General features: G+C 63.1%; 20 protein-coding genes and 2 pseudogenes. 12 read left to right on the forward strand and 10 right to left on the reverse strand.

Annotated elements, in window-relative coordinates; all coding sequences use genetic code 11:
- The first annotated feature begins 3 nt into the window (after positions 1 to 3).
- The 5 genes from ttgB to LJX93_RS21670 all read left to right on the forward strand — a co-directional run bounded on the left by ttgB (position 4) and on the right by LJX93_RS21670 (position 7,768).
- Complete coding sequence (ttgB, locus tag LJX93_RS21650) at positions 4 to 3,156, forward strand: multidrug efflux RND transporter permease subunit TtgB (protein ID WP_033702754.1); 3,153 nt, start codon at positions 4 to 6, stop codon at positions 3,154 to 3,156.
- A complete protein-coding gene (locus tag LJX93_RS21655) occupies positions 3,153 to 4,607 on the forward strand; it encodes an AdeC/AdeK/OprM family multidrug efflux complex outer membrane factor (RefSeq protein WP_033702755.1) in 1,455 nt (484 codons plus the stop codon). The genes ttgB and LJX93_RS21655 overlap by 4 nt, the downstream gene beginning before the upstream one ends.
- Positions 4,608 to 4,863: 256 nt before the next feature.
- The gene (locus LJX93_RS21660; RefSeq protein WP_033702756.1) at positions 4,864 to 6,117 is read left to right on the forward strand and encodes an OprD family porin; all 1,254 of its coding nucleotides are present in this window, start codon (positions 4,864 to 4,866) and stop codon (positions 6,115 to 6,117) included.
- Between the two features lie 139 nt (positions 6,118 to 6,256).
- Entirely contained in the window at positions 6,257 to 7,180 is a 924-nt protein-coding gene (locus LJX93_RS21665; protein ID WP_227696408.1) for a LysR family transcriptional regulator, read from the forward strand.
- 75 nt (positions 7,181 to 7,255) lie between these two features.
- Positions 7,256 to 7,768, forward strand: coding sequence for a DUF962 domain-containing protein (locus LJX93_RS21670; protein WP_227696409.1), 513 nt, complete (start codon positions 7,256 to 7,258; stop codon positions 7,766 to 7,768).
- 125 nt (positions 7,769 to 7,893) lie between these two features.
- Here the strand turns inward: LJX93_RS21670 and pcaC are convergent, their stop codons facing one another.
- From pcaC to pcaR, 7 genes are all read right to left on the reverse strand, one after another.
- Complete coding sequence (gene pcaC / locus LJX93_RS21675; RefSeq protein WP_047583944.1) at positions 7,894 to 8,286, reverse strand: 4-carboxymuconolactone decarboxylase; 393 nt, start codon at positions 8,284 to 8,286, stop codon at positions 7,894 to 7,896.
- A 4-nt stretch (positions 8,287 to 8,290) separates the two neighbouring features.
- Positions 8,291 to 9,088 carry a 3-oxoadipate enol-lactonase gene (pcaD, locus tag LJX93_RS21680; protein ID WP_227696410.1) on the reverse strand — a complete coding sequence of 266 codons (798 nt, stop codon included), beginning with the start codon at positions 9,086 to 9,088 and terminating at the stop codon, positions 8,291 to 8,293.
- Between the two features lie 11 nt (positions 9,089 to 9,099).
- Positions 9,100 to 10,464: a 3-carboxy-cis,cis-muconate cycloisomerase gene (locus LJX93_RS21685; protein WP_033702761.1), complete on the reverse strand. Its 1,365-nt coding sequence runs from the start codon at positions 10,462 to 10,464 to the stop codon at positions 9,100 to 9,102.
- A 9-nt stretch (positions 10,465 to 10,473) separates the two neighbouring features.
- Positions 10,474 to 11,763 carry an MFS family transporter gene (locus LJX93_RS21690; RefSeq protein ID WP_033702762.1) on the reverse strand — a complete coding sequence of 430 codons (1,290 nt, stop codon included), beginning with the start codon at positions 11,761 to 11,763 and terminating at the stop codon, positions 10,474 to 10,476.
- 218 nt (positions 11,764 to 11,981) lie between these two features.
- Positions 11,982 to 13,187: a 3-oxoadipyl-CoA thiolase gene (pcaF, locus tag LJX93_RS21695; protein ID WP_177326516.1), complete on the reverse strand. Its 1,206-nt coding sequence runs from the start codon at positions 13,185 to 13,187 to the stop codon at positions 11,982 to 11,984.
- 135 nt (positions 13,188 to 13,322) lie between these two features.
- On the reverse strand, positions 13,323 to 14,669 hold the full coding sequence (locus LJX93_RS21700; RefSeq protein ID WP_033702764.1) for an MFS transporter: 1,347 nt from the start codon (positions 14,667 to 14,669) through the stop codon (positions 13,323 to 13,325).
- 325 nt (positions 14,670 to 14,994) lie between these two features.
- Positions 14,995 to 15,870, reverse strand: coding sequence for a pca regulon transcriptional regulator PcaR (gene pcaR / locus LJX93_RS21705; protein ID WP_050506164.1), 876 nt, complete (start codon positions 15,868 to 15,870; stop codon positions 14,995 to 14,997).
- 533 nt (positions 15,871 to 16,403) lie between these two features.
- Between pcaR and LJX93_RS21710 the strand changes: the two genes are divergently transcribed.
- Positions 16,404 to 16,604: a hypothetical protein gene (locus LJX93_RS21710; RefSeq protein ID WP_033702765.1), complete on the forward strand. Its 201-nt coding sequence runs from the start codon at positions 16,404 to 16,406 to the stop codon at positions 16,602 to 16,604.
- 314 nt (positions 16,605 to 16,918) lie between these two features.
- The gene (locus LJX93_RS21715) at positions 16,919 to 18,391 is read left to right on the forward strand and encodes an inorganic phosphate transporter (protein ID WP_033702766.1); all 1,473 of its coding nucleotides are present in this window, start codon (positions 16,919 to 16,921) and stop codon (positions 18,389 to 18,391) included.
- A gap of 52 nt (positions 18,392 to 18,443) precedes the next feature.
- Here the strand turns inward: LJX93_RS21715 and LJX93_RS21720 are convergent, their stop codons facing one another.
- Positions 18,444 to 19,919, reverse strand: coding sequence for a helicase HerA-like domain-containing protein (locus tag LJX93_RS21720; protein ID WP_033702767.1), 1,476 nt, complete (start codon positions 19,917 to 19,919; stop codon positions 18,444 to 18,446).
- 311 nt (positions 19,920 to 20,230) lie between these two features.
- On the opposite strand from LJX93_RS21720, the pseudogene LJX93_RS27540 reads away from it, so the two are divergent.
- From LJX93_RS27540 to LJX93_RS21740, 5 genes and pseudogenes are all read left to right on the forward strand, one after another.
- A pseudogene (locus LJX93_RS27540) lies at positions 20,231 to 21,055 on the forward strand (cache domain-containing protein); the annotation flags it as partial.
- A 309-nt stretch (positions 21,056 to 21,364) separates the two neighbouring features.
- A pseudogene (locus LJX93_RS27545) lies at positions 21,365 to 21,961 on the forward strand (methyl-accepting chemotaxis protein); the annotation flags it as partial.
- Positions 21,962 to 22,128: 167 nt separating this feature from the next.
- Positions 22,129 to 23,250: a glycosyltransferase family 4 protein gene (locus LJX93_RS21730; protein ID WP_033702769.1), complete on the forward strand. Its 1,122-nt coding sequence runs from the start codon at positions 22,129 to 22,131 to the stop codon at positions 23,248 to 23,250.
- Positions 23,243 to 24,007: a DUF2334 domain-containing protein gene (locus LJX93_RS21735; protein ID WP_033702770.1), complete on the forward strand. Its 765-nt coding sequence runs from the start codon at positions 23,243 to 23,245 to the stop codon at positions 24,005 to 24,007. Before LJX93_RS21730 ends, LJX93_RS21735 begins: the two co-directional genes overlap by 8 nt.
- Positions 24,004 to 24,996, forward strand: coding sequence for a lysylphosphatidylglycerol synthase transmembrane domain-containing protein (locus LJX93_RS21740; protein WP_033702771.1), 993 nt, complete (start codon positions 24,004 to 24,006; stop codon positions 24,994 to 24,996). Before LJX93_RS21735 ends, LJX93_RS21740 begins: the two co-directional genes overlap by 4 nt.
- Here the strand turns inward: LJX93_RS21740 and LJX93_RS21745 are convergent.
- Positions 24,902 to 25,135, reverse strand: a complete 234-nt coding sequence (locus tag LJX93_RS21745) for a hypothetical protein (RefSeq protein WP_077068743.1) — start codon at positions 25,133 to 25,135, stop codon at positions 24,902 to 24,904. The two genes, LJX93_RS21740 and LJX93_RS21745, sit on opposite strands and share 95 nt — an antisense overlap.
- A gap of 50 nt (positions 25,136 to 25,185) precedes the next feature.
- Positions 25,186 to 26,037 (reverse strand): formyltetrahydrofolate deformylase, encoded by an 852-nt coding sequence (gene purU, locus LJX93_RS21750; RefSeq protein WP_033702772.1) that lies wholly within the window; start codon positions 26,035 to 26,037, stop codon positions 25,186 to 25,188.
- Positions 26,038 to 26,319: the final 282 nt, after the last annotated feature.

Consider the following 26,319-nt stretch of genomic DNA (forward strand, 5'->3'; position numbering starts at 1 on the left):
ACCATGTCGAAGTTCTTTATCGATCGCCCGATCTTCGCCTGGGTGATCGCCTTGGTGATCATGCTGGTCGGGGCCCTGTCGATCCTGAAGTTGCCGATCAACCAGTACCCAAGCATCGCGCCACCGGCCATCGCCATCGCCGTGACCTACCCGGGCGCCTCGGCGCAGACGGTGCAGGACACCGTGGTGCAGGTCATCGAGCAGCAGCTCAACGGTATCGACAACCTGCGTTATGTGTCTTCGGAAAGTAACTCCGACGGCAGCATGACCATCACCGCTACCTTCGAGCAAGGCACCAACGCCGACACCGCGCAGGTTCAGGTTCAGAACAAGCTGAACCTGGCCACCCCGCTGTTGCCGCAGGAAGTGCAGCAACAGGGTATCCGTGTCACCAAGGCAGTGAAAAACTTCCTGTTGGTGATCGGCCTGGTGTCCGAAGATGGCAGCATGACCAAGGACGACTTGGCCAACTACATCGTCTCGAACATGCAGGACCCGGTTTCGCGGACCGCCGGCGTGGGTGACTTCCAGGTGTTCGGTGCCCAGTACGCCATGCGTATCTGGCTCGATCCGGCCAAGCTGAACAAGTTCCAGCTGACCCCGGTCGACGTGAAGACTGCGGTCGCTGCGCAGAACGTGCAGGTATCGTCCGGCCAGCTCGGCGGCTTGCCTGCCCTGCCGGGTACCCAGCTGAACGCCACCATCATCGGCAAGACCCGTCTGCAGACCGCCGAGCAGTTCGAAAAGATCCTGCTCAAGGTCAACAACGACGGTTCCCAGGTACGCCTGGGTGATGTCGCCGAGGTTGGCCTGGGCGGCGAGAACTACGCGGTCAGTGCCCAGTTCAACGGCAAACCGGCTTCGGGCCTGGCGGTCAAGCTGGCCACCGGCGCCAACGCCCTGGACACTGCCAAGGCGCTGCGCCAGACCATCAGCGACCTCGAGCCGTTCTTCCCGCCGGGCGTGAAGGCCGTGTTCCCGTACGACACCACGCCAGTGGTCACCGAATCGATCAGTGGGGTGATCCACACCCTGATCGAAGCCGTGGTCCTGGTGTTCCTGGTGATGTACCTGTTCCTGCAGAACTTCCGCGCTACCATCATCACCACCATGACCGTACCGGTGGTGTTGCTGGGTACCTTCGGCATCCTTGCCGCTGCGGGCTTCAGCATCAACACCCTGACCATGTTCGCCATGGTCCTGGCCATCGGCTTGCTGGTGGACGACGCCATCGTCGTGGTGGAGAACGTCGAGCGGGTGATGTCCGAGGAGGGCTTGCCACCCAAGGAAGCCACCAAGCGTTCCATGGAGCAGATCCAGGGTGCCCTGGTGGGTATCGCCCTGGTGCTGTCGGCGGTACTGCTGCCCATGGCCTTCTTCGGCGGTTCCACTGGGGTGATCTACCGCCAGTTCTCCATCACCATCGTCTCGGCCATGGGCCTGTCGGTGCTGGTGGCGCTGGTCTTTACCCCGGCACTGTGCGCAACCATGCTCAAGCCGCTGAAGAAGGGCGAGCACCACACAGCCAAAGGTGGTTTCTTCGGCTGGTTCAACCGCAACTTCGACCGCAGCGTAAACGGCTACGAGCGCAGCGTGGGCACCATCCTGCGCAACAAGGTGCCCTTCCTGCTGGGCTATGCACTGATCGTGGTTGGCATGATCTGGCTGTTCACCCGCATCCCGACGGCGTTCCTGCCTGAAGAAGACCAAGGCGTGTTGTTTGCCCAGGTGCAGACCCCGGCAGGCTCCAGTGCTGAACGCACCCAGGTGGTGGTCGACCAGATGCGTGAATACCTGCTCAAGGACGAAGCCGATACCGTTTCGTCGGTGTTCACCGTCAACGGCTTCAACTTTGCCGGCCGCGGCCAAAGCTCGGGCATGGCGTTCATCATGCTCAAGCCGTGGGGCGAGCGCTCCCAGGAGAACAGTGTGTTCGCCCTGGCCCAGCGTGCGCAGCAGCACTTCTTCACCTTCCGCGATGCGATGGTGTTCGCATTCGCCCCGCCTGCGGTACTCGAACTGGGTAACGCCACCGGCTTCGACGTGTTCCTCCAGGACCGCGGCGGCGTCGGCCATGCAAAACTCATGGAAGCACGCAACCAGTTCCTGGCCAAGGCTGCACAGAGCAAGATACTCAGTGCCGTGCGCCCTAACGGCCTGAACGATGAACCGCAGTACCAGCTGACCATTGATGACGAACGTGCCAGCGCCCTGGGCGTGACCATCGCCGACATCAACAACACCCTGTCGATTGCCTTGGGTGCCAGCTACGTCAACGACTTCATCGACCGTGGCCGGGTCAAGAAGGTGTACATCCAGGGTGAACCCAATGCCCGGATGAGCCCGGAAGACCTGCAGAAGTGGTACGTACGCAACGGTAAGGGCGAGATGGTGCCGTTCTCTTCCTTCGCCAAGGGCGAATGGACCTACGGCTCGCCGAAGCTGTCCCGTTACAACGGCGTCGAGGCGATGGAAATCCTTGGTGCGCCAGCGCCGGGCTACAGTACCGGTGAGGCCATGGCTGAAGTGGAACGCATCGCTGGCGAGCTGCCGGACGGTATCGGCTTCTCCTGGACGGGCATGTCCTACGAGGAAAAACTCTCCGGCTCGCAGATGCCGGCACTGTTCGCCCTCTCGATTCTGTTCGTGTTCCTGTGCCTGGCAGCGTTGTACGAAAGCTGGTCGATCCCGATCGCGGTCGTGCTGGTGGTACCGCTGGGTATCATCGGTGCCCTGATCGCCGCCAGCCTGCGCGGTTTGTCCAACGACGTGTACTTCCTGGTCGGCCTGTTGACCACCATCGGCCTGGCGGCGAAGAACGCGATCCTGATCGTCGAGTTCGCCAAAGAGCTGCACGAGCAGGGCCGCAGCCTGTACGACGCTGCGATCGAGGCGTGCCGCATGCGTCTGCGCCCGATCATCATGACCTCGCTGGCGTTCATCCTCGGCGTGGTACCGTTGACCATCGCCAGCGGCGCAGGCGCCGGCAGCCAGCATGCGATCGGCACCGGCGTGATCGGCGGCATGATCAGTGCGACCGTGCTGGCAATCTTCTGGGTACCGCTATTCTTCGTCGCAGTGTCGTCGATGTTTGGCAGCAAAGAGCCGAAAAAAGACGACACCCCTGAAACTCCACGTTATGAGGCTGGGCAATGACCAAGTCTTTGTTGTCCCTGGCGGTAACCGCTTTCATTCTTGGCGGTTGCTCGCTGATCCCTGATTACCAGACCCCGGAAGCGCCGGTGGCAGCGCAGTGGCCGCAAGGCCCTGCGTATTCGCCGACCCAATCGGCAGACGTTGCTGCCGCCGAACAGGGCTGGCGCCAGTTCTTCCACGACCCGGCGCTGCAGCAGCTGATTCAGACCTCGCTGGTGAACAACCGCGACCTGCGTGTCGCGGCGCTGAACATCGACGCCTACCGCGCGCAGTACCGCATCCAGCGGGCCGACCTGTTCCCGGCGGTTTCGGCCACTGGCAGCGGCAGCCGCCAGCGGGTACCGGCAGACATGTCGCAGACCGGCCAAGCCGGTATCACCAGCCAGTACTCGGCCACTCTCGGCGTCAGTGCCTATGAGCTGGACCTTTTCGGCCGTGTGCGCAGCCTTAGCGAGCAAGCGCTGGAAACCTACCTGTCCAGTGAACAGGCACGGCGCTCCACGCAGATCGCCCTGGTGGCCAGCGTGGCCAACGCCTACTACACCTGGCAGGCGGATCAGGCGTTGTTCAAGCTGACCGAAGACACCCTGAAGACCTACCAGGAAAGCTACAACCTGACCCGTCGCAGCAATGAAGTCGGTGTCGCCTCGGCGCTCGACCTCAGCCAGGCACGCACCGCCGTGGAAGGCGCGCGGGTCAAGTACTCGCAGTACCAGCGCCTGGTTGCCCAGGACCTCAACAGCCTGACTGTGCTGCTGGGTACCGGCGTACCGGCCAACCTGCCCCAGCCGCTGGAGCTGAACGCCGACCAGCTGGCCGAAGTACCGGCCGGCCTGCCGTCGGACATCCTTCAGCGTCGCCCGGACATCCAGGAAGCCGAGCACCTGCTCAAGGCCGCCAACGCCAACATCGGCGCGGCCCGTGCAGCGTTCTTCCCGAGCATCAGCCTGACCGCCAACGCCGGCACCTTGAGTACCGACATGGACGGCCTGTTCAAAGGCGGTTCGGGCACCTGGTTGTTCCAGCCGCAGATCAACCTGCCGATCTTCAACGCCGGCAGCCTGAAGGCCAGCCTGGACTACTCGAAGATCCAGAAGGACATCAACGTCGCCAAGTACGAGAAGACCATCCAGACCGCCTTCCAGGAAGTCTCCGATGGCCTGGCGGCGCGCAAGACCTTCGAAGAGCAGTTGCAGGCCCAGCGTGACCTGGTGCAGGCCAACCAGGACTACTACCGCCTGGCCGAGCGTCGCTACCGTATCGGTATCGACAGCAACCTGACCTTCCTCGACGCCCAACGTAACCTGTTCAGCGCCCAGCAGGCACTGATCGGTGATCGCCTGTCGCAGCTGACCAGCGAGGTCAACCTGTACAAGGCGCTCGGCGGCGGCTGGTACGAGCAGACCGGGCAGGCCAATCAGCAGGCTTCGGTGGCAACACCGAAAGGCTGAATGCCCTGGTAGCAACATCAAGCCCACCCTCGCGGTGGGCTTTTTGTTGTCGCTTGCCTGCGCAGGCAAACAATTAACCACCTGGAACATTCCGTTCGATTATCGCCCCATACCGTCTGCGACGAATTGCCTCGCCCCTTCCCTTCCCCGCACCATCCGCTCACGCAACGTTGCCCACGTTCATCAAAGACCCGCACCTGCAGGCCGCATCCTGCAGCGCAACGGCTCGCCCATAAAAACAAGAGATCCACGACAGATGAGCACTTCGCATACCGCACGCCAGCTGCTGCCCGGCCTGTTGGCCATGTCCTGCACCCTCCCCGCGTTTGCTGCGGACGGCGGCTTCATGGAAGACGCCAAGGCCACCCTCAACCTGCGCAACTTCTACATCAACCGCAACTTCGTCGACCCAGCCCACCCCCAGAGCAAGGCCGAGGAATGGACCCAGAGCTTCATCCTCGATGCCCGCTCCGGCTTCACCCAGGGCACCGTGGGTTTCGGCGTGGATGTGTTGGGCATGTACTCGGTCAAGCTCGATGGCGGCAGAGGCACCACCAACACCCACCTGTTGCCGGTGCACGATGACGGCCGTCCCGCAGACGATTTCGGCCGCCTGGGCGTGGCCCTGAAAGCCAAGCTCTCGCAGACCGAACTGAAGGTCGGCGAATGGATGCCAGTGCTGCCGATCCTGCGTTCGGACGATGGCCGCTCGCTGCCACAGACCTTCCGCGGCGGCCAGCTCACCTCCAAGGAAATCGACGGCCTGACCCTGTACGCCGGCCAGTTCCGCGGCAACAGCCCACGCAACGACGCCAGCATGGAAGACATGTCGCTCAATGGCCGTGCAGCCTTCACCTCGGACCGCTTCAACTTCGGCGGCGGTGAATACACCTTCAACGACAAGCGCACGATGATTGGGCTGTGGGATGCCCAACTCAAGGACATCTACCGCCAGCAGTACCTCAACCTGGTACACAGCCAGCCACTGGGCGACTGGACCCTGGGCGCCAACCTCGGCTACTTCATCGGCAAGGAAGACGGCGCCGAGCGCGCTGGGGAACTGGATAACCGCACCGCCTCGGCACTGCTTTCGGCACGCTACCAAGGCCATACCTTCTACGTCGGCCTGCAAAAGGTCAGTGGCGATGACGCCTGGCTGCGGGTCAACGGCACCAGCGGCGGCACCTTGGCCAACGACAGCTACAACGCCAGCTTCGACAATGCCAAGGAGCGTTCCTGGCAGGTGCGCCATGACTTCAACTTCGCCACCGTCGGGGTACCGGGGCTGACCTTGATGAACCGCTATATCAAGGGTGACAACGTGACGGCGGGTGGCGTCGACGATGGCAAGGAATGGGCACGGGAGACCGAACTGGCCTACGTGGTGCAGTCGGGGTCGTTCAAGGACCTGTCGGTGAAATGGCGCAACTCCACCATGCGCCGGGATTTCAGCACCAATGCGTTCGATGAGAACCGACTGATTGTGAGTTACCCGTTGAATCTGCTGTGATCTGGCCACCCTCGTCGCAGTCAAACCCGTGACGAGGGTTTAAATAACAAAAAAGAATAACTAACGAAATAAACCATCTTTGACGACATATGCGGTAACCGCTTAAATCGACGTCTGTTCCCCGCCCTAGAGCCTCACCATGGACCTTCGTCAACTGCGCTATTTCATTGCACTCAACGAGTACCGCAGTTTCGTCCGCGCCGCCGAGGCCATGGGCATCACCCAGCCTGCCTTCAGCCGCGCCATCCAGGGCCTGGAACAAACCTTCGGCTGCCCCTTGGTCGACCGTGCCAGCAAAGCGCTGCCGCCCACCCCTGAAGGCTTGGTGGTACTGCAGCACGCCCGCCGCCTGGTACAAGGTGCCGCGCAACTGAGCAACGAAGTGCTGCAGATGACCAAGCTCGATGCCGGAGAGTTGCACTTTGGCAGCGGCCCGGCACTGGCCGTGCGCCTGGTCCCCGAAGCCTTGCGCCACTTCATCGACATCCACCCTGGGATCCGCACCGCGTTGCTGGTGGACAATGCCGAACGCCTTGGCCAGGCACTGCGCCGTGAGCAGATCGAGTTTTTCGTTGACGACATCCGCCCCTTCGAGGCCGACCCCAACTTCCATACCGAGCCACTGTCGCCACGGCCCGGCCTGTTTTTCTGCCGCCCCGGCCACCCCTTGCTGGCCAAGGACAGCCTGTCGACCAACGACCTGTTCACCTACCCGCTGGCCAGCGCCCTGCTTGCACCTGGCGTGCGCAAGCGCCTGGCCAACCTGAGCGGGCGCAGCGACTTCACCCCACACCTGCAGACCGAGCACCTGGCGGTGTTGCGCAGCGTGGTGCAGGCCAGTGATGCAATCGGCACCGCCAGCGAGGAAGCCGTTGCCGAAGACCTGGCCGCCGGGCGCCTGGTGCGCCTGCACTGGCGCAACCTGCCGCCGGCACTGGAAGTGCTCAGCGTGCGCTGTGGCGTGGTCAGCCGCAGCGGCTATCGCTTGTCGCCGGCGGCGCGGGCCATGATCGAGACGCTGGTGGGGCTGGATGCGCCCCTGCGCAGTGCCGCCATTCGCTGAAATGATGAAGATGGTGCGTGCGGGCTATCCTGAGCTATATGGGGGCCTGTACCGGCAAACCAGGGAGGCACAACAATGAAAAACCTCGTCGAACACCTGAGCCAATACGCCAACTACCACCGCGACCCACGCAACATCGCTACTCATTTCGTCGGCATCCCACTGATCGTGCTAGCCGTGACCATCCTGCTGTCGCGCCCAGGCTGGGACGTTGCCGGTATCTGGCTATCCCCTGCCCTGCTCGCGGCGGCGGTTTCGGTGTGGTTCTACCTGCGCCTGGACCTGCGCTTCGGGCTGGTCATGGGGCTGCTGCTGGGTCTGTGCCTGTGGCTTGGCCAGGTACTGGCGGTACAAAGCACCGGGCTGTGGCTCGGTGCGGGGCTGGGGGCGTTCGTGGTGGGCTGGATCATCCAGTTCGTCGGCCACTATTACGAAGGCCGCAAGCCGGCGTTCGTCGACGATATCAGCGGGCTGATCATCGGGCCCCTGTTCATGGTGGCGGAAGCGGCATTCATGCTGGGGTTGTGCCCAGCGCTCAAGCAAGCCGTAGAGGCCAATGCCGGCCCAGTGGCCCTGCGGTCGTCGTAGGAGCGGCCTTGCGTCGCGAAAGGGCTGCGCAGCGGCCCCTCGATTTCAGCGTCGCCGCACATATCCGGGGCCGCTGCGCGCCCCTTTCGCGACGCAAGGCCGCTCCTACCAAGAGCCCGTGAGGCTTAAGAGCGCGACTCGACGCCCAGCTCATCCCACACCGATTCCGCCAGGTGGAAGGTGGCGTTGGCCGCCGGGATGCCGCAGTAGATCGCGCTCTGCATCAGCACTTCCTTGATCTCGTCACGGGTCACGCCGTTGTTGGCAGCGGCCCGCAGGTGCAGCTTGAGCTCGTCGTTGCGGTTCATGCCGATCAGCATGGCGATGGTGATCAGGCTGCGGGTGTGACGCGGCAGGCCGGGGCGAGTCCAGATATCACCCCAGGCATGGCGGGTGATCATCTCCTGGAACTCGCCATTGAAGTCGTTGAGCTTCTCCAGGCTGCGGTCCACGTGCGCATCGCCAAGCACCGCGCGGCGCACCTGCATGCCTGCGTCGTAGCGTTGTTTCTCATCCATGGCGTTATCCTCCGTGAGCCAGCAGGAAGTCGAGCACTCGGCGGCTGAAGCGCTCGCCAATCTCGACGTTGGACAGGTGCGCAGCCGGGAAGTCGACATAGTCGGCGCCCTGGATGGCAGCCTGCATGAAGCGGCCATGCTCAGGGGTGGTCACCACGTCTTCGGTACCGGCAACGATCAAGGTCGGCACCTGGATACGCTGCACGTGCTCGCGGTAGTCGGCGTCGCGCACCGCAGCGCAGTTGGCTGCATAGCCCTCAGGCGTGGTCTGCGCCAGCATCTGGCAGATACGCTGGGCCTGCTCGGGCTGCGTCTGGGCGAAGCCTGGGGTAAACCAGCGCGCAATGGAGGCATCGCGCAGGGCAACCATGGCCTGCTGGCCGCCCTTGAGCACGGTGTCGATGCGCGGGTTCCAGACCTCGTCACTGCCGATCTTGGCCGCGGTGTTGCACAGGGTAAGGCTGTGCAGGCGCTCGCCTGCGTTGATCCCCAGCCACTGGCCGATCAGGCCGCCCATCGACAGCCCGACGAAGTGCGCTTTCTGGATGTCCAGGCCATCGAGCAGGGCAAGCACATCGCGGCCCAATTGCTCGATGCTGTAAGGGCCTGCGGTGACCAGCGAGGCGCCATGGCCGCGGGTGTCATAACGCAACACGCGCAAGTGCTCGCTCCACAGCGGAATCTGCGTGTCCCACATACCCAGATCGGTACCCAAGGAATTGGACAACACCAGCACCGGAGCATCCGCCGGGCCATCGATTTGATAGTTCAGTACGCCATCGGCCAGTTGCAAATGCGCCACAGCAGTCTCCTTCAGGCAGTGAAACGTTGATGTTCAGCCACGGCGCGCGCCACCCAGACGCGGGCCTGGCCGAGGTAATGGGCAGGGTCGAGCAAACGATCGAGTTCTTCCGCCGACAGTTCGGCGCTGACGTGCGGCTCGTCACCAAGCACCGCGCGCAGGTGGCGCTGCTCGGCGACGGCACGCTGGCAGCACTGCTCGAGCAGATGGTGGGCGCGGTCACGGCCCAGGCGCTGGGCCAGGACGATGCTGACGGCTTCGGCCAGCACCAGGCCCTGGGTCAGGTCGAGGTTGCGGCGCATGCGCTCGGCGTCCACCTGCATGCCTTCGGCGATCACCTGGGCCTGGCGCAGGGCGCCGGACACCAGGCAGCAGATATCCGGCAGGGTTTCCCATTCGGCATGCCACAGGCCGAGGCTGCGTTCATGTTCTTGAGGCATGGCGGCAAACAGCGTCGACACCAGGCCAGGCACACGGGTGGCGGCACCGATCAGCACGGCGGCGCCCACCGGGTTGCGCTTGTGCGGCATGGTTGACGAGCCACCTTTGCCCGGCGCGGAAGGCTCGAACACCTCGCCCGTCTCGGTCTGCATCAGCAGGCTGATATCGCGGCCGAATTTGCCCAGGCTGCCGGCGATCAGGCCCAATACCGAGGCAAATTCCACCAGGCGGTCGCGCTGGGTGTGCCAAGGCTGCTCAGGCAAGTGCAGCTTGAGCTGCTCGGCCAAGCCCTCGGCTACCGGCATGGCCTTGCTGCCCAATGCCGCCAGGCTGCCCGAAGCACCGCCAAACTGCAGGCACAGCAGGCGCGGGCGCAGCTCCTGCAGGCGTTGGCGATGGCGGGTCAGCGCGCCCAGCACACTGGCCAGCTTCATGCCCAGGGTGACCGGCGTGGCGTGCTGCAGCCAGGTGCGCCCCACCAGGGGCGTATCGGCATGCTGCAAGGCCTGGCGCGACAAGGTCTCGGCCAGTTGGCCAAGGTCCGCTTCGATGAGATCGAGGGCATCGCGCAGTTGCAGTACCAGCCCGGTGTCCATGGCGTCCTGGCTGGTGGCGCCCAGGTGCACATAGCGCTCGGCCTCGGGTACGCCGCTGGCGATCACCTTGCCCAGCGCCTTCACCAGTGGGATGGCCGAGTTGCCAGCGCTGGCGATGGCATCAGCCAGGGCGCGGGTGTCGTAACGCTCGGCCTTGCAGGCGGCCTCGATGGCCGCCACCGCGCTGTGCGGCACCAGCCCGGCGGCCGCTTCGGCGCGGGCCAGGGCAGCCTCGAAATCGAGCATGCCCTGCAGGCGGCCGCGGTCGGAGAAGATCTCGCGCATGGCCGGCGCGGTGAAGTAGGCATCGAACAGCTGGTTGTCCGCACGGTACGTCATTGCAGGTCCTTAATCGTCATGGTGCAGGTACGCGGCCTGCTTCGGCAGGCGCAGGCTGAACAGGAAGGCTATCGCCATCATGCCCGTCACGTACCAGTAAAAGGTGTTTTCCATGCCCAGCGTCTTCAGGCCCAGCGCCACGTATTCGGCAGAACCCCCGAACATCGCGTTGGCCACTGCATAGGCCAGGCCGACACCCAGCGCGCGCACCTGCGGCGGGAACATCTCCGCTTTTACCAGGCCGCTGATCGAGGTGTAGAAACTGACGATACACAAGGCCAGGCTGATCAGCACGAAGGCCAGGAACGGGCTGGTCACGGTCTTCAGCGCCATCAGCAGGGGCACGGTGAACAGCGTGCCCAAGGCGCCGAACAGCAGCATGGAATTACGCCGGCCAATCCGGTCGGACAACATGCCGAAGAACGGCTGCAGGATCATGAACAGGAACAGCGCGCCGGTCATCACGTAGCTGGCGTTCTTGGCGTTCATGCCGGCCGTATTGACCAGGTACTTCTGCATGTAGGTGGTGAAGGTGTAGAAAATCAGCGACCCGCCCGCGGTGTAACCCAGCACGGTGATGAACGCTGCGGTGTGGTTGCGGAACAGCCCGCTGATCGAACCGGCATCTTTGTCATTGCGGGTTTCGGCATTGCTGGTTTCGTGCAGCGAGCGGCGCAGCATCAGCGAGATCAGTGCGGCCACGGCGCCGACCACGAACGGAATGCGCCAGCCCCAGGCACGCAACTCGTCCTCTGTCAGCAGTTGCTGCAGGATCACCACCACCAGCACGGCCAGCAACTGGCCGCCGATCAAGGTCACGTACTGGAACGAGGCGAAGAAGCCGCGCTGGCCGCGCAGCGCCACTTCGCTCATGTAAGTGGCGGTGGTGCCGTACTCGCCACCCACCGAAAGGCCCTGGATCAGGCGGGCGAGCAACAGCAGCGCGGGTGCCCAGGTACCAATGCTGGCGTAGGTGGGCAGGCAGGCGATCATCAAGGACCCGGCGCACATCATCAGCACCGAGATCATCAGCGAGTTCTTGCGGCCATGGCGGTCGGCCAGGCGGCCGAAGATCCAGCCACCGATGGGGCGCATCAGGAAGCCCGCGGCAAACACGCCGGCGGTGTTGAGCAACTGTACGGTGGGGTCGTCGGAGGGGAAGAAGGCCGGGGCGAAGTAGATCGCGCAGAAGGCGTAGACGTAGAAGTCGAACCATTCCACCAGGTTGCCCGAAGAGGCACCGACGATAGCGAAGATGCGCTTGCTGCGCTCTTCGCCGGTGTAATAGGTTGAGGTCATGGTGGTTTTACTCCTGGAGGGTCCTAGGTAAGTCTAGACATACCTAGTAACACACTCGTTCCGCTCGCAGGCTGGCAATTGGCCTTGTGTCTTACAGTACCGGCCTCTTCGCGGGGCAAATCGAATCGCTGCACCGCCGCTCCCACAGAGAATGCGTGGTCCGCCGTGGGGGCAGCGGTGCGGCGATCCGACTTGCCCCACGAAGAGGCCGGTAGTGGTCAAACTCGTTCGATAGCCAGCGCCAAACCTTGGCCCACGCCCACGCACATGGTGGCCAGGCCTTTACGTCCGCCACTCTTCTCCAACTGATGCAGCGCCGTCAGCACCAAACGCGCACCGCTCATGCCCAGCGGGTGGCCTAGGGCAATCGCGCCGCCATTAGGGTTCACCTGCGGCGCATCGTCCGCCACACCCAGCTCGCGCAGCACCGCCAGGCCCTGGCTGGCAAACGCCTCGTTGAGCTCGATCACATCGAAATCAGCCACCGCCACGCCCAGGCGCTCGGTCAGCTTGCGCACCGCCGGTACCGGGCCGATGCCCATCACCCGTGGCGCCACACCGGCGCTGGCCATGCCCAGTACCCGGGCGCGTGGGGTCAGGCCATGTTTTTTTACCGCCTCGGCCGAGGCCAGAATCAACGCCGCCGCGCCATCGTTGACGCCCGACGCGTTGCCAGCGGTGACCGTCTTGTCCGGGCCATTGACCGGTTTGAGCTTGGTCAAGGCTTCAAGGGTTGTTTCCGGGCGCAGGTGCTCGTCGCGCTCGACCACGGTCTCGCCCTTCTTGTGGGCAATGCGCACCGGCACGATCTCTTCGGCAAAGAACCCAGCTGCCTGGGCCGCTGCGGCCTTCTGCTGGCTGCGCACGGCAAAGGCATCCTGGTCAGCGCGGGAGACCTGGTAATCGTCGGCAACGTTGTCGGCAGTTTCCGGCATCGAGTCCACGCCATACTGGCTTTTCATCAACGGGTTGATGAAGCGCCAGCCAATGGTGGTGTCCTCAAGCTTCATGTTGCGCGAGTAACCGCTCTCGGCCTTGCCCATGACAAAAGGCGCACGCGACATCGACTCGACACCACCGGCGATGGCCAGCTCCATTTCGCCACTGGCGATGGCGCGGAACGCCGTGCCGATGGCATCCATGCCCGATGCGCACAGGCGGTTGAGGGTCACGCCTGGGATGCTCTCGGGCAGGCCTGCCAACAGCAGCGCCATGCGCGCCACGTTGCGGTTATCTTCGCCAGCCTGGTTGGCGCAACCGAAGAACACTTCGTCGACTTGGTCCCACTGCACCGACGGGTTGCGCTCGATCAGCGCCTTCAGCGGCACAGCCGCCAGGTCATCGGCGCGCACGCCGGCCAGGGCGCCGCCGAAGCGCCCGATCGGGGTGCGGATGGCATCACAGATAAATACGTCACGCATGATTTTGGAGACTCCTGGTCAGGGTGCATCAGTGAGTTCAGATTAAGGAGGCTGGCAGGTCGGTGACAATCCGATAATCGACTATCCGTGCGATTATCGAACTATTTGTCACCCTGACCCTCCACTTTCCAGCGCTGCTCAGGTCGCGTCCGCGTGGCTGACCATCCCTTTCACAATCACCCCCACCGTTGCCAATGCAGCCGGCACCAGCAATGCCGTCAGCACCTGCTCGAAGTTCCAGCCCAGGCCCAGCAGCGTCGCCCCACTCCAGGCGCCGAGAATTGCGCCAAAGCGGCCGATGCCCAGCATCCACGAGACGCCCGTGGCACGCCCTTGGGTTGGGTAAAAGCGTGCTGCCAACGACGGCATCGCCGACTGGGCGCCGTTGACGCACATGCCTGCGATCAGCACCAAGGTGGCGAGCAAGGTGATGTTGCCCAGGCTCTGCCCAACGGCGTAGGCGAATACCCCGGCCAGCAGGTAGAAAATGCCGATGACCTTGTGCGGGTTGAAGCGGTCCATGGCCCAGCCCACGCCCACCGCACTCAGCACGCCACCGAACTGGAACAACGCGCCGATGAAGGCCGCCTCTTCCATGCTGGCACCACTGTCACGCATCAGCGTCGGCAGCCAGCTGGTCAGCAGGTAGACAATCACCAAGCCCATGAAATAGGTCAGCCACAACAGCATGGTGCCCAGCCCGTAGGTACCGGAGAAGATCACCGCAAACACGCTGCGCGCAGCCACCGCCTTCTGCTCCGGCACGCTGAAGCTGGCCGCCTGGGCCACCACCTGCGGCGCAATCGGCGCGAGGGTCTTGCGCACCTTGTCCGTGCCGCGGTTACGCACCACCAGGAACCGCGCCGACTCCGGCAGCCAGACCATCAGCACCACCGCCAGCAGCAGCGGCAGCACGCCACCGATCACCAGCAGGCTGTGCCAACCGTAGGCCGGGATCATCTTCGCGGAAATGAAGCCACCACCAGCCATGCCCAGGTTGAAACCACAGAACATGCTGGTCACCAGCAGCGACTTGAGGCGCTCAGGGGTGTACTCGGAAAGCAGCGTGGTGGCATTGGGCATACCCGCGCCCAGCCCGAGCCCGGTCAAGAAGCGCAGGATCAGCAACTGATCGACATTGGTCGCGTAGGCCGAGGCCAGGCTGAAGCCGCCGAACACCAGCACCGCGCCAACCAGCACGCCCTTGCGCCCGAAACGGTCGGCCAGCGGCCCAGATCCCAAGGCACCGAACACCATGCCGATCAACGCGGCACTCATGACCGGGCCGAGGCTGGCGCGGTCGATACCCCACTCCTGCGACAGGGCCGGGGCGATGAAGCCCATGGCGGCCGTATCCAGGCCATCGAGGAAGACAATCAGAAAGCACAGCAACACCACCCGCCATTGATAGCGGGACAGCGGCTGATCGTTGATGAACGACTGAACGTCGAGGCAACTGCCGACGTTGGTGTGTGGTTGGTTCATTGTTGTTATCCAGAATTAGGGCACAGCCATGCCGCTGCACTCAGGGCGCAAGTACAGGGTTGGGTAATAGGATGATGGTGGCCTGCTTCAGCCTGGATACAACAGTACTGCGTGCGGGTGCGGCCGCAGCAGCGATGGGACAGCAGTCATGGTGTGTGCCTCTCGAGTTTTTCTTGTTCGGTCGGCACAGCCGACCGTTGCGAGAGACATTAATCAGCAGACGGGGCGGACGCAATTCGCTGGGAGCGACATTGTGCGTTTATCGAACAGGAAACGGCGGGCGTGTTCGATAATGGGGCATGCAGGGGGTTGCCCCCTGCGCGCGTCAACCAAACAACTGGTGGCAAAGATCCCGACTGGCCGCCAACAGGATCGGCAAGAAGCGCTGTTCCAGCTCGCTACGCGTTACCCGCCCGACATGGGTACTGACATTCAATGCTGCCAGCACCTGCCCCGACGCGTCATAGATCGGCACGGCAATGGAGCGTAGCCCTTGTTCCAGCTCCTGGTCCACTACGCACCAGCCCTGGGCACGCACTTGCTGGATGCAGGCAAACAACGATTCGGCATCATTCAAAGTGCGGCTGGTGCGCGCCTTGAGATCAGCCCGGTCCAGGTACTCGCGCAGGCTGGTGTCATCCATCGCCGCCAGCAGGATACGCCCCATCGACGTGCAATACGCCGGTAATCGCCCGCCTACCGACAGGTCGACCGAGATCAGCCGCTCCACGGTTGCCGAGCGGGCTATATAAAGGATGTCGTCGCCTTCAAGAGTGGCCATGTTGGCCGCCTCGTGCAGTTGGTCACTGATGCGGTCCAGGTACGGCTGGGCGGAAATCGCCAAGGGCGTCGACGAAAGGTACGCATGGCCCAATGTCAGCACCTTGGGCAACAGCGAATAGGTGCGCCCGTCGGTCGTCGCATACCCCAGCTTGATCAGCGTGTGCAGGCAGCGGCGTACCGCCGCACGAGGAATCTCGGTGCGGTGGCTGATCTGGGCGATGGTCAGGTGGCGCTTGCGCTCCTGGAACGCCTGAATCACCGCCAGCCCCCGGGCGAGCGAGGTCATGAAGTCCGGGTCGCCGGTAAACGCCTGAATACGCTTGGCCGGCGATGCCACGATCGGCGGCGCCAGCGCGGGGGCGGCAGGGCGTGCCGACTCTGGGTTGGCAGATTCGTTGGCCGGTGTTTCGTCGCTCATCGCTCACCTCAAAAAAATCGCTGGTTCGTGCGATTATCGAACGAACGGCCGATAATCGCAATTGACCGCTGACACTTTTGCTTATACCTTTCTCCTGCCACTTGTGGCTTCTTTGGAGAGACTGGTCAGGTACCCACCGTAGAAGTCCCAGGCAACGGCCTCGCCCTGTGCGAGGCCGTTTTTACTTCCCCTCCTCGCGTGTGCGTGGCAACGAACTTTTGCCCTTGCCGCCCTTCAAAGTTATACGCACGTCGTAAGACATTGCCGAATGAAACCGACAACTTCGACCGGCATTGTCAGGCCCGCATAAATACCCCTGTTCGAAGAAGGGTCGGTTGCTATAATCAATTTGGTTGAATGCCCGATGCTGGGGTAATGGAACACACCGCTGTAATCAGCACTTCGCTTCAACCCATGTGTGTGCAGGCCCTGTATGGCATCCCCGCAGCTTTCCATGTGCCGTCTTTGTATGCACAGGGGTACGCTGTACAGCAAACAACAACAGTCTTAACTCAACTTACTCAGGTACTACTGTGACGAAAGATGAACTGCGCGCAGAGCTCGAGCGCCAGGCTGAACGTTACAAGGATGTTTACGGTGGTGAAGTCACCACGTACGCCGCTCAACCGGACCCGGAGCGCAAACCGTGGCGCAAGCGTGCCAGCGTGCGCGACCAGGCGTTCAACCAGGAACTGGAAAAAATGGAAAAGGACCTGCGCAGCGACAAGCCCTGAGCGCCAGGTTCACGCCATCCGCGTCGTCGCCCGGCAAGCCCGGGCGCGGTCGATCTTTACCCAGAGGTCGTAGATGAAATGGAATTACACAAATTTCATACGACCGTTTGAATGAATGCCACGTCGCACGTTTTCCAGATATTTGCCGATTTTAGTGATATTTCTCGTTTTTTATCGGACAGTTCTTTGCCAGATAGCGCGGTATTGCGCTTGCTGGTCGCACCTGGATACCTGCCATCGGTCTGTCGCAGGTGCATCGATTGCCAAGGTTTTCTGGCATAATCGCGCCCCCCTATGACCGCCAGACAACCTTCATGATCGATTTATTCAGCGGACTGGATGCCTGGGTGTTGGTGAGCCTGCTGCTCGCCTTGACCTTCGTACTCGCCTTCGAGTTCATCAATGGCTTTCATGACACCGCCAACGCGGTAGCTACCGTCATCTATACCAAAGCCATGCCGCCGCACCTCGCCGTGTTCTTCTCCGGCGTGTTCAACTTCCTTGGCGTTCTGCTCGGTGGTGTCGGGGTGGCCTATGCCATCGTTCACCTGTTGCCGGTAGAGCTGCTGATCAATGTGAACACCGGACACGGCCTGGCCATGGTCTTCTCGCTGCTGGCTGCGGCCATCACCTGGAACCTGGGCACCTGGTACTTCGGTATCCCTGCGTCCAGCTCGCACACCCTGATCGGCTCGATCCTCGGTGTTGGCCTGGCCAATGCCCTGATCAACGACATCCCGCTGGGCGATGGCGTCAACTGGCAGAAGGCGATCGACATCGCCATGTCGCTGGTGGTCTCGCCAATGGCCGGCTTTGCCGTCGCGGCGCTGGTGCTGCTCGGCCTGAAATGGTGGCGCCCGCTGTCGAAGATGCACAAGACGCCCGAACAGCGTCGCAAGCTCGACGACAAGAAGCACCCTCCCTTCTGGAACCGCCTGGTACTGGTGATTTCGGCCATGGGCGTGAGCTTCGTGCACGGCTCCAACGATGGTCAGAAAGGTATCGGCCTGATCATGCTGGTGCTGATCGGTATCGTACCGGCCAAGTTCGTACTCGACCTGAACAGCACCACTTATCAGATCGAGCGCACCCGCGACGCCACCTTGCACATGAGCCAGTTCTACGAGCGCAACGCCGCCACCCTGGGTGAGTTCCTGGCACTGGGCAAGGCCAAGTCGACCGACCTGCCAGAGCAGTTCAGCTGCAACCCGCAGCAGACCGAGCCGACCATCGCGGCCCTGCAGGCTTCGCTCAAGGGTGTGACCGACTACCACACCCTGGAAGCCGACAAGCGCGTTGAAGTGCGCCGCTACCTGCTCTGCCTGGATGACACAGCGAAAAAGGTCGGCAAGCTGCCAGGCCTGGATGCCCGTGAAAAGGCCGACCTGGAGAAGCTGCGCAAAGACCTCACCGCCACCACTGAATATGCACCGTTCTGGGTGATCGTGGCCGTTGCCCTGGCTCTGGGCCTGGGCACCATGGTCGGCTGGAAGCGCGTGGTACTGACGGTTGGCGAGAAAATCGGCAAGCAGGGCATGACCTATGCCCAAGGCATGTCGGCGCAGATCACCGCAGCCTGCGCCATCGGCATGGCCAACGTGTTCAGCCTGCCGGTATCGACCACCCATGTGTTGTCATCCGGCGTCGCCGGCACCATGGTCGCCAACAAGAGCGGCCTGCAAGGCGGCACCGTGAAGACCATCCTGCTGGCCTGGGTACTGACCCTGCCAGCCTCGATGGGCTTGGCAGCTGGCCTGTTCTGGCTGGCGTCCAAGGCGATCGGCTGAGCGGTACCGCTGTAGAAAAAGGCGCCTTCGGGCGCCTTTTTCATGCGCCTCACTAGCGCTTCTTGCCACCCAGCAACGACCCCATCAACCCGCGCACCAACTGCCGCCCCAACTGATTGGCCGCTTGGCGCACCGCAGACTTGATCGCCTGCCCTGCCGCACTCTGCAAGAAGTCACCGGCCTTGTCGGCAAAGCTCTCCTCATCGGCCTTAGGCACGGGTGCAGGCTCCACAGGCTCGCCTTTGCGCTGGGTGAGCATTTCGTAGGCCGACTCACGGTCAACCGGCTTGTCATAGCGCCCAACCAGCGGCGACGAAGCAATCAATGCACTGCGCTCAGCGGCACTCAGTGGCCCAATGCGCGATTGCGGCGGTGCGATCAGCACCCGCTGCACCATCGCGGGCGTGCCCTTATCCTCCAGCGTACCCACCAAGGCCTCACCGATACCCAGCTCGGTCAGCACCGCCAGGCTGTCGAACGCGGGGTTGGGGCGAAAGCCATCGGCCACGGCCCGCAGCGACTTCTGCTCTTTGGCGGTGAATGCACGCAACCCATGCTGGATACGCAGGCCCAACTGGGCCAGCACCGCATCGGGCAGGTCGCCCGGCGACTGAGTGACGAAGTAGACGCCCACGCCCTTGGAGCGAATCAGCCTGACCACCTGCTCCAGGCGGTCCTGCAACGCCTTGGGCGTGCCATTGAACAACAAGTGCGCTTCATCGAAGAACAGCGCCAATACCGGCTTGTCGGCATCGCCGCGCTCGGGCAACTGTTCGAACAACTCCGCCAACAGCCACAGCAGGAAGGTGGCATACACCTTCGGTGCCTCATGCACCAGCCGGCTGGCATCGAGCAAGTGGATACGCCCACGGCCGTCGCTGCCAGGGCGCAACAAGTCTTCGAGCTGCAACGCAGGCTCACCGAACAGCGCCTCGGCGCCTTGCTGTTCCAGGGTCGCCAGGCGACGCAGCAAGGCCTGGGTGGACGCGCTGGTCATCAACGCGCTGTCTTCACCCAGCATCTGCGGGTTGTCCTTCAGGTGCGCAAGCAGCGCCTTGAGGTCCTTGAGGTCGAGCAACAGCAAGCCTTCTCGGTCCGCCACCTTGAACGCTGCATACAAGGCCGCCTGCTGGCTGTCGGTCAGCTCAAGCAGGTTGCCCAGCAGCAGCGGCCCCATTTCGCTGAGGGTGGTGCGCAACGGGTGGCCGGACTCCCCGGCGATATCCCACAAGCTCACCGGGTAAGCCTGCGGTGCATGCCCCAACCACGGCATGCCGGCAATGCGCTCGGCCACTTTGCCCTGCGGCGCGCCCGCCGCGCCCAGGCCACACAGGTCGCCTTTGACGTCGGCCGCGAACACCGCCACGCCGGCATCACTGAACACTTCGGCAAGGTGCTGCAAGGTGACGGTCTTGCCGGTGCCGGTGGCCCCAGCGACCAGGCCGTGGCGGTTGGCGAGGCGCATGGCTTGATGGACAGGCTGGCCATCAAGGCCCGCTCCTACAACAATTTGCGAAGGATCTGACATCTTCTTTCATCCTCTTCTCAAGCTTTGCCGCGTATCGGCCGATACCTCGGGGTGATATTCGCCTAGAACACAGTAACAACCCAACTAGGACTTCCCGGGATGTTGCACTGTCTTGCAGATGTATTCGTGCGAACGCCCGATAAAACCTTAGCGGAACCGATTACACCATGAACAAAAGCCTTCGTTTCAGCCACAAGATTCTCGTGGCCGCGTCACTGATCGTGATGCTTGCCTTCAGCCTCTTCACCCTCTACAACGATTATCTCCAGCGCAATGCGATCAGGGAGGACCTGGAGAACTATCTGGCTGAAATGGGCGAGTCCACTTCGACCAATATTCGCAACCTGTTCGAAGGCCGTATCAAGCTGGTAGAGAACCTGGCACAGAACATTGCCCAGGCCCCCAATGACGCCGAAACCCTGATGGGGCAAAATGCCCTGATCACCAGCTTCCTCACGGTGTACCTGGGCAAGGTCGACGGTGGTTTCAGCGTGCGCCCGGACGCGAAGATGCCCGACGGCTACGACCCACGTACTCGCCCCTGGTACAAGGACGGCATGAACGCCTCCGGTGCAACCCTGACCGAGCCGTACATCGACATGACCACCAACAAGATGGTCATTGGCATCCTCAGCAAAGTCTCCAACAGCGTGGGCGTGGTCGGTGGCGACCTGGCCCTCGATGGCCTGGTCGAGATCATCAACTCGCTGAACTTCGGCGGCATGGGCTACGCGTTCCTGGTCAACGACCAAGGCAAGATCCTGGTTCACCCGGACAAGGACCTGGTGATGAAATCGCTGTCGGACCTGTTCCCGCAGCACACACCGACGCTGTCCGGTGAGCTGACAGAAGTCCAGGCCCAGGGCCAGACCCGCCTGCTGACCTTCACCCCGATCAAAGGCCTGCCGTCGGCCAACTGGTACATCGGCCTGTCGGTGGACAAGGACAAAGCCTTCTCCATGCTCAGCACCTTCCGCACCTCGGCGGTGATCGCCACGCTGGTTGCGGTGGTCATCATCATCGGCCTGCTCGGCCTGCTGATTCGCGTGCTGATGCAACCGCTGCTGACCATGACCCGCGCCATGGAAGACATCGCCGAAGGCGAAGGTGACCTGACCAAACGCCTGCGCATCCACAACCACGACGAGTTCGGCATCCTGGGCACCGCTTTCAACCGCTTTGTTGAGCGCATCCACGGCTCGATCCGCGAAGTGTCGTCGGCCACCGAACAGGTCAATGAAGTGGCCCTGCGCGTGATCAGCGCCTCGAACTCGTCGATGACCAACTCCGACGAGCAATCCAACCGCACCAACAGCGTCGCCGCCGCCATCAACGAACTGGGCGCCGCCGCCCAGGAAATCGCCGGTAACGCCGCCCAGGCTTCGCAACATGCCAGCTCCGCCCGCTTGCTGGCCGAAGAAGGCCAGCAAGTGGTGGAACGCAACATTGCGGCGATGAACCGGCTGTCCGACCTGATCGTCACCTCCAGTGCACACATCGAGACGCTCAACAGCAAGACCGTCAACATCGGCCAGATTCTCGAAGTCATCACCAGCATCTCCCAGCAGACCAACCTGCTGGCCTTGAACGCGGCGATCGAAGCCGCCCGCGCCGGTGAAGCCGGGCGTGGCTTTGCCGTGGTCGCCGACGAAGTGCGCAACCTCGCGCACCGCACCCAGGAGTCGGCGCAGCAGGTGCAGACCATGATCGAAGAGTTGCAGGTTGGTGCCCGCGAGTCGGTCGACACCATGGGCCAGAGCCAGCGCCATAGCCAGGACAGCGTGCAGATCGCCAACCAGGCCGGCGAACGCCTGGACAGCGTGACCGTGCGCATCGGCGAGATCGACGGCATGAACCAGTCGGTGGCCACCGCCACCGAAGAACAGACCGCCGTGGTCGAGGCGATCAACATGGACATCAACGAGATCAACATGCTCAACCAGGAGGGCGTGGAGAACCTGCAGGCCACCCTGCGCGCCTGTTCGGACCTGGAGCAACAGGCTTCGCGCCTGAAACACCTGGTTGGCAGCTTCCGCATCTGACCCGCCTGCTTCGCGAGTGAACCCGCTCCCACTGCAACCTGATGGGAGCAGGTTCACCCCCAGCCAACCTCGATCGAACAAACTATCCTTCTGAAAGGTCAACCTTTAGGCGTGTCATCGCCGGCCCATTACGGCCGGATGACAGACCCGAAGACGATCCCGGAGGGATGCTGATCGTGCACATCGCCGACATCACCATGTTCTACGCCCCCGCCAGCGGCGGCGTGCGTACCTATCTTGATGCCAAACACCGCCGCCTCGATGCCCTGCAAGGCGTGCGCCACAGCCTGTTGATCCCCGGCGCCAGCGCGCAACACGCCGATGGCATCTACCAGGTGCCCGCGCCGCCCCTGCCCTTCGGCAACGGCTACCGCTTCCCGGTGCGTCTGGCGCCCTGGTGCAATGTGCTGCGTAACCTCAAACCCGACCTGATCGAAGTCGGCGACCCTTACCTGACCGCCTGGGCTGCCCTGGAGGCACGCCGCCAGCTCGACGTACCGGTGATCGGTTTCTACCACTCCGACTTGCCGCTGCTGGTCAGCAACCGCATGGGCAACTGGTTCACGCCCAATGTCGAGGCCTATGTCAGCAAGCTGTACGGCAACTTCGACCGGGTGCTGGCGCCCAGCCAGGTGATGGCCGACAAACTGCGCCGCCTGGGCATCCGTGACGTGCACGTGCAACGCCTGGGTGTGGACCTGGCCACCTTCAACCCCGAGCACCGCGACCCGCACCTGCGCGCCGAACTGGGGATTGCCGACACCAGCCGCCTGTTGATCTACGCCGGCCGTGGCTCGCGGGAGAAGAACCTGCCGGTGCTGCTCGACTGCATGCAGCGCCTTGGCCGCCCTTATCACCTGCTGCTGGTCGGCTCCAACATGCCGGTCAATGTGCCGGATAACGTCAGTGTGATCGACCACTTCTGCCCACCGCAAGAGGTCGCCAGGCTGATGGCCAGTGCCGACCTGCTGGTGCATGCCGGCGACCAGGAAACCTTCGGCCTGGTCATTCTCGAAGCCATGGCCAGCGCCACGCCGGTGGTGGCGGTGCGCGCCGGCGCCTTTGGCGAAATCGTCAACGAACAGTGCGGGCGGCTGTGCCAGGCCAACGACGGCACAGCCATGGCGCAGGCCGTGCGCCAGGTGTTCGAAGAGGGCGTGCGCACGCTCGGCAGCCAGGCCCGCCGCCATGTCGAGCAGCATTATTCATGGGACAACGTGGTGGCCGGCTTGCTGCAGCATTACCAGGCGGTGCTCGGCCACCAACCGCTGGTGCGCGCCCATGGCTGAAAACGCCAGCGCCCCCCGCAGCCTAATGCTGGTGCTGCACGACATCGCCCCCGAGACCTGGCCCGACTACCAACCCTTCGTCCAGGCCATCGATGAGATGGGCGGTGTGCCCATGACTTGGCTGGTGGTGCCGGACTTTCACCACCGCAACCCCCTGCACCGCTCGCCAACCTTCTGCCGCCTGCTCGAACGGCGCCTGGCGCTGGGTGACGAGCTGGCGCTGCATGGTTTCTACCATGCCGACGACGGCACGCCACCGCGCAGCCCCGGCGCGTTCTTCATGCGCCGCATCTATACCCACGAGGGCGAGTTCTATGGGCTTGATCAGCAGCAGGCCCTGCAGCGCCTGGAGCAAGGGCTGGCAGTTTTCGACCGGCAAGGCTGGCCGGTTGCCGGCTTCGTCGCCCCGGCCTGGCTGATGAGCGAAGGCACGCGCCAGGCATTGCGCCAGCTGCCGCTGCGCTATACCAGCACACCGCAGCACCTGTACCGCCTGCCGGACTTCACCGCCATCGAAGCCCCCGGGCTGGTCTGGAGCGCCCGCAGTGCTTGGCGTCGAGGGCTATCGAAGATGCTTTGCGACTGGCAATGCCGGCGTTGGCGTGAAGCCGGCACCGTGCGCCTGGGCCTGCACCCGGTGGACATGCGCCACAAGGCGTCGCGCGAATACTGGCTACGCACCTTGCGCGCACTGTTGGCACAGGGCCGTGTGCCGTTGACCAAGTCCGCCTGGCTGGACGGCCAGGCCAGCGCATGAACCGCCTGGGCTGGCTGGGCCTGGCACTGCTGGGCGCCGTGCTGGTGCCGATAGTGCTGGGCGGTAGCGAATTGCTGCCCAGGCTTCAACGCTTCGACCCCGGCCTGTTGCTGACGCTGCTGGGCATGATCCTGCTGTGCTGGGTGATAAATGCCCTGCGCCTGCGCCTGCTGCTCGGCCAGCAAGGTGCTCAGCTCAAGTACCTGCGCAGCCTCGGCGTGGTCATGGCCACCGAGTTCGCCATCTGCACCACCCCGGGCGGCAGCGGCGGCCCGCTGACCCTGATGGCCCTGCTGGCGCGGGACCGCATCGGCCCGGCGCGCAGCGGCGCGGTGTTCGCCATGGACCAGCTGAACGACCTGCTGTTCTTCTTCTGCGCGATGCTGGCGATTGCCGGCTATGCGTTGTTTCACAGCCTGGGGCACAGCCAGCAAAGCATGTTGCTGGGCAGCGCGCTGCTGCTGTGCTCGGCGTTGGTCGTGGTGCTGGGGCTGCTGCGCTACCGGCGCGCCATGATGCGCTTCAATGGGCGCCTGTTGCGCCGCCTGGGCATGTCCGAATGCCGTAAACGCCGCTGGGCGCGCAAGCTGCTGCACTTCATCGACGCCCTGGCCCAGACCTGGCGCCTGCCCAAACGCACCCTGGCGCTGGTGTTCACGCTGACCTGCGTGCATTGGGGCCTGCGCTACAGCGTGCTGTACCTGGTGCTCAAGGGTTTGGGCGTGGAACTGTCGTGGATCCCCAGCTTTCTGGTACAGATGCTCTCGCTCAGTGCTGGCCAGTTCAGCCTGCTGCCAGGCGGCGCGGGGGCTGCCGAGCTGACCTCGGCAAGCCTGCTGACGCCCTTGGTGGGCAGTTCGACAGCGGCTGCGGCGATCGTGATCTGGCGTGCGGTCACTTACTACTTTTATCTGCTGGCGGGGGGGCCGGTGTTTGTCTGCCTGCTGGCGCGTCCGTTGCTGGAACGCTGGCGGCGTCAGGCGGGTTGAGCTGGCGCCAGAGCTCGGCAGCACCGGGGAAGTCGGTGCCGTCGGCGTCGCTCAGGGCCTCGGGGTCATAGCGGGCCAGGCAGCCCTCGCCGAGGGTTGGCGGGGGTGAGGCGGTGGCTTTGTCGCGGGGGTCGGCCATGGCGTTTCACTCAGGGATTGCCGGGGCTGCTACGCAGCCCCGTGTCGCTGTCAGTCGAACACCACCGTCTTGTTGCCATGCACCAGCACGCGGTCTTCCAAGTGATAACGCAGGCCGCGGGCCAGCACCATCTTCTCGACATCACGGCCGAAGCGCACCATGTCTTCGATGCTGTCGGCATGGCTGACACGGACCACGTCCTGTTCGATGATCGGGCCGGCATCCAGCTCTTCGGTCACGTAGTGGCAAGTTGCACCGATCAGCTTCACGCCGCGCAGGGCCGCTTGATGGTAGGGCTTGGCACCGACGAACGACGGCAGGAAGCTGTGGTGGATGTTGATCACTTTTTCAGCGTAGTCCTGGCACAGCTGCGGTGGCAGGATTTGCATGTAGCGGGCCAGCACCACCACATCGGCAGCGTGCTCCTGAACCAGGCGCGACACTTCGGCGAAAGCTGGCGCCTTGTCCTTGGGGTCGACCGGCACATGGAAGAACGGAATGCCGTGCCACTCGACCATGCTGCGCAGGTCATTGTGGTTGGACACCACGCACGGGATATCGCAATCCAGCTCGTCGGTGTGCCAGCGGTGCAGCAGATCGGCCAGGCAATGGGATTCGCGGCTGGCCATCAGCACCACGCGCTTTTTCTGCGCCGAGTCGGTCACCCGCCAGGTCATGGAGAACTCTTCGGCGATCGGCGCAAACGCCTCGCGGAATGCCTCGATACCGAATGGCAGGGATTCGGCACGGATTTCATGACGCATGAAGAACCAACCACTCTGTTCATCGGAGTGGTGGCTGGCTTCGTTGATCCAGCCATTGTACAAGGCCAGGAAATTACTGACTTTCGCCACGATGCCAACACGGTCGGGGCAGGCGATCACCAGACGATAGGTGCGCATGAATGAGACTCCAGAACTTCGCAAAGGCGCTCATTCTAGCGGCCCGCCAGAAAAAACGCAGTATGGATTGCACGGCGCGTCTTGTGCGCACCTGCCCACACACACGGCACGCCGCCGCGCATCGCCATGACAAAATGCAGGGGCTTATGTAAATTTTTGTTCACGTGGAGAAATGTTGTCACAGCTTAATTAACAGTTAATTGCCCAATTCCATGTTTACTTGCGAGTATGGCCTGTCTATTATTGGCCCACACATTTCTGAACACGTATTAAAGGAACACT

This window comes from Pseudomonas sp. HN2-3 (assembly GCF_020691745.1).
GTDB lineage: Bacteria > Pseudomonadota > Gammaproteobacteria > Pseudomonadales > Pseudomonadaceae > Aquipseudomonas > Aquipseudomonas capeferrum.